This is a genomic window from Vibrio genomosp. F10 str. 9ZD137, assembly GCF_049974785.1.
Taxonomy (GTDB): domain Bacteria; phylum Pseudomonadota; class Gammaproteobacteria; order Enterobacterales; family Vibrionaceae; genus Vibrio.
Genome location: NZ_JBNGCJ010000676.1, coordinates 1 through 3517, shown reverse-complemented (window position 1 = coordinate 3517; position 3517 = coordinate 1). Strand labels below are relative to the sequence as shown.

2 protein-coding genes and 1 pseudogene are annotated in these 3517 nt (G+C 43.6%); 2 read left to right on the top strand and 1 reads right to left on the bottom strand.

Annotated elements, in window-relative coordinates:
- Together ACP45E_RS16265 and ACP45E_RS16260 are read left to right on the top strand one after the other, a co-directional pair.
- Positions 1–894 (top strand): annotated as a pseudogene (locus tag ACP45E_RS16265) (BatD family protein); the annotation flags it as partial.
- A 139-nt stretch (positions 895–1033) separates the two neighbouring features.
- A complete protein-coding gene (locus ACP45E_RS16260) occupies positions 1034–1939 on the top strand; it encodes a LysR family transcriptional regulator (protein WP_017033878.1) in 906 nt (301 codons plus the stop codon).
- A gap of 164 nt (positions 1940–2103) precedes the next feature.
- Here the strand turns inward: ACP45E_RS16260 and ACP45E_RS16255 are convergent.
- Positions 2104–3517, bottom strand: a 1414-nt coding sequence (locus ACP45E_RS16255; protein WP_069585270.1) for an alkaline phosphatase family protein, incomplete at its 5' end; no start/stop codon positions are given.

The window sequence follows — 3517 nt, the reverse complement described above, 5'->3', positions numbered from 1 at the left end:
CAGGTGTCCGCGCCGAATGGCTCGAATGTAGCGGGTACTTTGTATACGCAGCCAATGAAATTTGACGCTTCGTTACCCTCAGGGAAACTTAGCCAAGAAAACGCCTGGTTTACTGCAACAGAAGTCGGCTTTGAGCAAGCATGGCGAGCCTCTAGTGACGATTTAAAGGTTGGTGACGCGATTACAAGGCGTGTGACCGTGAGCGCGAAAGACAGCTTATCTATATTGTTGCCTGCTCTTTTAACCAATCAGTCAACTCAGCAATATCAGGCTTATCCACAGCCGAATTTGCTTGATGATACGCAAGAACGAGGTAATTATCGTTCAAGTCGCACAGAAGAATCTGTTTACGTTATTCAACAAGGTGGTGAACTGACGTTACCTGATTATTCGTTTCAGTGGTGGGACAGCAAAAATCAACGTCTTGAAACCGTAGTCGTAAAAGGTGAAGTGTTTAAAGCAAGGCATACTCTTCAATCGTTTATCAAAACCTATTTCTTGCAGTTCGTTATTGTTATCAGTGTTGCTATCGCTTTGGTGACTTTGTTGATGGTTGTAAATCGTTATTACCGAAACAAACCAGCGCCAAGCTGGTGGGTATTACGTTGCTTATTGAAAGACGGACAATGGCCAGAGATTAGGACCTTTGTCTATGAGCAATTGAGGCTACAGACCTCGCAACTTGAACTCAGTAAAACCACGCAGCAGGTACAGTGGCAAGCAGACAGTGAGCGATTTCAACAAGGCGAGGAGAATAAAGCGGTATTAATGAGATTATGGAAAGGACTTCGTTTGGTGTCTACTAAACCGTCTAACCATCGATTATTCTCGTCAATCATACTGCGTTTGAAGCTACCTAAAGCATTATTAGATTTAGAAGATAAGCTGAAGTAAACCGTTTAAAAAATACAACCAATAAGCGCTCTAAGCGGTTGGTTTAGCGTGGAGCTATGCACAACTTTTTGCGAATCTTATCGAATTAAAGAAGCCGTTTCTCTATGATAGAGATCCTGCTTCTTTAATCTGGAACCTTATGAAAAGTACCGAGCTCAATTTGATTCCAATATTTGTCGCGATTTACGAAGAGCAGAACTTATCGAGAGCGGCAAATCGAATGGATATAAGTCAGCCTGCCGTCAGTAAAGCCCTCGCAAGACTGAGAGATATCTATGACGAACCCTTATTTCATAGAACGACATCTGGGGTTGAGCCAACCACATTTGCAACGGACATTTACCCTGCAATGGCTGCCGCGCTTAAAAACTTTACATCCACGTTATCTGCATCTAGGGACTTTGATCCCAAAACATCGAATCGCGTATTCTCTATTGCGTGTGTTTCGTCAGCAAGCTACGAGTTAATGCCTAAGGTGATGAGCCTTATTAGTCAGGCCGCACCAGATATCACACTAGAAGTTCATCCATTGTTTACAGAAGATTATGAATCGGACTTAAGACTACAGAGACACGATATCATTCTGGATATGAAACCAAGGGGAAGAACGACGTTAAAGCATGAAGTCATTTCCATTGAAGAATTGGTCGTTGTTTGTCGTTCCGACCACCCAACGATTGGTGATACTATCGACATGAAAGAGTTCCTAGCCAACGAACACGTTGTTGTAGCCCGTTGGCATGCTCGTAAAAGTCTTTTGAGTTCTGAGGACTTTGGTGATTTAGAGAAACGCAAAATTGTCTACCGAGCGCCAGGTGTGGTTGAGATGCTTCCAGTGATTGAAGGCTCTGACTATATTGGTTTGCTACCGCTCTCTTCTGTGCAGTGTTTTTCAAAGAAGTACAAAGTAAAAACGTTGCCCTTGCCGTTTCAGTTGAATAACTGCGACATGTGCATGATTTGGCACCCCAGCCGAAGTAATGAGTCGAGCCATCAATGGCTACGGTCAAAAATCAAGGCCGCGGCCAAGGCTTTACCCCATTAATTCGGGTTAATATCTCTTCGCCAGTGGCGATTTAAAGTAACCATCACACATAGTATAAGGGTCGCTTATCGTTATTTGATAAGCAGCCCTTTGCGTGTAACGTTACTGGTTGAAATTACCAGGGCGAAGAGCTCGAGTGTTATTCAGTAACTGGTATTTAGTAACTAGTATTCAGTCACCTCAGCGAGTACTTCACCAATAGAACCACTTGGCTGAGTAATGCCTAACTTGTTAGACAGAGTCGGGGCAATATCGTAGGGCGTAATTGCCCGTGTTACTTTTTGTGATTTGATATCAAACCCAGCAAAAATAACAGGTACGTGTGTATCATAGCGCCATGGAGAACCATGCGTTGAAGCGATTTGTAATCCTTCCATATCATTAATGTAGCTTCTTGGAGTAAACACGACATACACATCACCAGAACGAGCCGGGTGATAGTTGTTTTTGATCAGTCGCGTTAAATGAGTATCTGGAACTTGATTACGAGCAATATCACTACTTGAAACCGCGTAAGCAACACCACTGATTTTAGAGACTTCATCAGCAATCGCATTTTGTACTTGTGCTAAATTAACCTTTTTCTTCGCGATAACATCATGGTTCAAATAAATATAAGGTTGGGCAAACAATCTTATAGCGTCAGTACCTAGCCCAAATTCACGCTTCAAGCGTTGCTCAACACCTTGTGATAATAACGTATCTTTGTTGAAGTACAGCGCCTGCTTAAACCCTAAGGCGTTCGCTGCTGGTGATGCTTCTGGCACGCCATGATCAGCGGACAATACGATCAGTGTGTTTTCTAAACCGACCTGGCTATCAATCGTTTTCAGCATTTTTGCAATGGTTCTGTCTAAGCGAATCAGGTTATCTTCTGTTTCTAGGCTTTCTGGGCCATAAAGGTGAATCACATAGTCGTTAGAGGAAAAACTGATCGATAGATAATCGGTAACGTCTCTTTTACCGAGCTGCTCTTGCATAAGCAAAGTACTTGCAAAGTTTTCTGTGAGCTCGTCACCAGCAGGGCTCACTGTTAGTGTGGTGCTGAAGTACTTGTAGCTTGCAGGACCGTAAGGGTGAGGGAATGTTCGTTGAAACCCTGCGAGATCCACTTTATGGTCTGGGCTTGGTTCGTCTAGGGTGTATTGATCGCGTGGTAAAGAAAGCTCCCATCGTTGCTTGGAATATTGGTCAGCAATTTTTTTCTCGTTCCAGCGAGTTACCCATGCAGGGTAGTTGTCGTAATAATAATTGCTGGTGACAAACTCAGATTGTGCTTTCGAAAACCAAAATGCTTTGCCACTGTGCCCGGCTAAGGAAATCGCTCCACGATCTTTCACTGACACAGCAAATACCTTTGACATTCCACTTGTAGATACGGTTAATTCATCACTAAAGGTGGTGGAAAGGATAGGCATTGGCGATCGGCCATCACCTTGCGCCGTTTTTTGCGTTGGATCGATTTCTGTCAATTTGTCAACGCCAGCCCCTGCTGTCAGTATGTGATAGTTTGCATATTCAACGTTGTAGACTAAGCGCTCTGCGTTACGGTCATACCATACGTTGCCAATCATCCCA